Raw genomic sequence first — 1,976 nt, forward strand, 5'->3', positions numbered from 1 at the left:
CTCAGAATAGCCAGTCTCCTGGCAGAACAGGGGGATGCGTTTTAGCATGGTGCCCCCTTGACGTGCGGAACGCCGCGTGCTGTGGTCAGCGAGGCGATCAGCGCGTCGAACGACGCACCAGCAGGCGCTGGGTTGATCTCCAGCAGTTCCGTCGCCATGTCCTGCTGGGCCGCCTTCCACACCTTGCGCGCCACTTCCTTCGCTGCCGGGTTCAGCGCCACGCGCGCCGGGTTGCTGGTCCACCAGGATTCGAATCGTTTGTCGTTCATGGCATTGCCTTTCCAATTTCGGCGGCGGCGTGGGTTATGGCCCAGCGAGTGGCGGCGTGGGGGTCTGGAGTTATGTCGTACTCACGGTAACCAAAGTCGCCCTTGATACCGATACCCACCGCGTTGTCAAAGACCGTCACCGACATGCGCAACTTCACCGCCAGAAGCAGGGCATCGCCATCGTTGACGAGGGGGTTCCAGTAGCTCGTGATCGCACCCCGGCGAGAACCCAGTTCTAAGCACACACCGACTTCTTTATCCACCACGGTGTAGTTACAGAAATTCGGGTTCCGCAGGTTGTGCATGGCCTTCGCAGCCAGCTCCAACATTTCGTCTTCGCTCATCGCACACCTCCCCGCAACCGCGACTCGCGCACCCACCCGTCACGGCAGGCTGTGTCGCACCACCGCTGGTCGTCGGCAACGATCTCGTCGCAGTACAGGCACCGACCGGTGGCCGTGGGGCCAGTCGGCTTGCGGCTGGCTGCGAGCAGGTAAGGGGCCTCGCGCTCGGCGCGGTCTTGGCTCAGGTCGGCGTCATCCACGCTTCACCCCCTTCTTGACAGCCGCCTTGCGTGCTTCCTTGAAGAAAGCGAGGTCTGGCGACTTGTTCTGCAGCTTGGCGTTCAGCAGGCCCAGGCGGATGACACCTTGGNCTTGAAGAAAGCGAGGTCTGGCGACTTGTTCTGCAGCTTGGCGTTCAGCAGGCCCAGGCGGATGACACCTTGGATATTGGCCGCCGTGTTGTTGAGTTCGTGGGCCACTGCTGGCTCCACTTTGCCTGCGCGGATGTCTTTGTAGAGACCCGTCAATTCATTGGTGAGTGCTTCGAGGTTCATGGTGCGACTTTCTGTTTTCTGAGTTCACGTTTGATCAGCATCTGGGTGCGGAAGATCGGGAGCACTTCGTCGGGCACGTCCTTGCTGGTCAGACCGACAGACCCGTATCCGTGCGCCACGATGCCCCGAACACTGGCATCGTTGAGGTCCTGCCAGCGCTGGGCTTGGTTTGCCAGTCGGCGCTCGCGGTGGCGTTCATAGTCTGCGCGCCGGAGTTCCGCTACACGCTCGGGGTTGGCCTCCCTCCATCTGCGGACGCATTCGCGTTCCTTTTCTGGGTTGGCCTCGCGCCACGCTTTGTTGCGAGCAAGAATTTCCTCTTTCTTGCGCCGGTAGTAGTCCTTCTTTTGCACGCTGACCTTGTGCTTTTTCCAGGTGAGTAGATGCGCGTCGTGTAGCACCGTCGGGTATCCGGTCATCCACGCTGGCGGCGTGTAGTACTCCGGCGCGAGCATCGAAGCGTCAAACTTGCGTCTTGGCATGTTGGCGCTCCAAAATCGCCGCATCAATCGCCTCGCGAACCGTGGGCTTCTGCGCGCCGACCTGACGCACAGGCGTGCCCTCCAGCACGGCGAACTGCCCGTCGATGCACATGACCTTCCACTGGTAGGTCTGCAGCGCGTCGAGGCGCAGCTTGTTCAGGTTGGCTTTGTAGAGGTGGGCGACGAAGCCCAGGCCCAGCAGCGCGAAGCCGATGAGGCCAAACCATTCGATTGGTGTCATTGGTGTTTCTCCAGGCGCTGGCGCACCATCTTGAAAGCGGTAACGAGGATGAAGAACGCTGCTCCGGCACCGAGGGCAAGCAGCGTCATGCCGATTGCAAAAATCCATTCGAGTGGGGTCATGTGCTCTCTCCTTTGTTGACGACC

General features: G+C 60.9%; 4 protein-coding genes. All 4 read right to left on the reverse strand.

The features are described from left to right. Nucleotides 1–41 precede the first annotated feature (41 nt). The 4 genes from I6F47_RS20130 to I6F47_RS20150 all read right to left on the reverse strand — a co-directional run bounded on the left by I6F47_RS20130 (nucleotide 42) and on the right by I6F47_RS20150 (nucleotide 1,830). A complete protein-coding gene (locus I6F47_RS20130) occupies nucleotides 42–269 on the reverse strand; it encodes a hypothetical protein (protein WP_114488323.1) in 228 nt (75 codons plus the stop codon). Beyond that, entirely contained in the window at nucleotides 266–613 is a 348-nt protein-coding gene (locus tag I6F47_RS20135) for a hypothetical protein (RefSeq protein WP_114488324.1), read from the reverse strand. Before I6F47_RS20135 ends, I6F47_RS20130 begins: the two co-directional genes overlap by 4 nt. Nucleotides 614–1,103: 490 nt before the next feature. Beyond that, complete coding sequence (locus I6F47_RS20145; protein WP_114488326.1) at nucleotides 1,104–1,589, reverse strand: hypothetical protein; 486 nt, start codon at nucleotides 1,587–1,589, stop codon at nucleotides 1,104–1,106. Beyond that, entirely contained in the window at nucleotides 1,570–1,830 is a 261-nt protein-coding gene (locus tag I6F47_RS20150) for a hypothetical protein (RefSeq protein ID WP_114488327.1), read from the reverse strand. Before I6F47_RS20150 ends, I6F47_RS20145 begins: the two co-directional genes overlap by 20 nt. Nucleotides 1,831–1,976 lie beyond the last annotated feature (146 nt).

The sequence above is a fragment of the Pseudoalteromonas sp. NZS37 genome (assembly GCF_015864265.1).
Taxonomy (GTDB): Bacteria; Pseudomonadota; Gammaproteobacteria; order Enterobacterales; family Alteromonadaceae; genus Pseudoalteromonas; species Pseudoalteromonas arctica.

Excerpts from the sequence above, each read along its gene's own strand:
- I6F47_RS20145 (WP_114488326.1), bottom strand. The coding sequence starts at position 1,589 with ATGCCAAGACGCAAGTTTGACGCTTCGATGCTCGCGCCGGAGTACTAC.
- I6F47_RS20150 (WP_114488327.1), bottom strand. The coding sequence starts at position 1,830 with ATGACACCAATCGAATGGTTTGGCCTCATCGGCTTCGCGCTGCTGGGC.
- I6F47_RS20130 (WP_114488323.1), bottom strand. The coding sequence starts at position 269 with ATGAACGACAAACGATTCGAATCCTGGTGGACCAGCAACCCGGCGCGC.
- I6F47_RS20135 (WP_114488324.1), bottom strand. The coding sequence starts at position 613 with ATGAGCGAAGACGAAATGTTGGAGCTGGCTGCGAAGGCCATGCACAAC.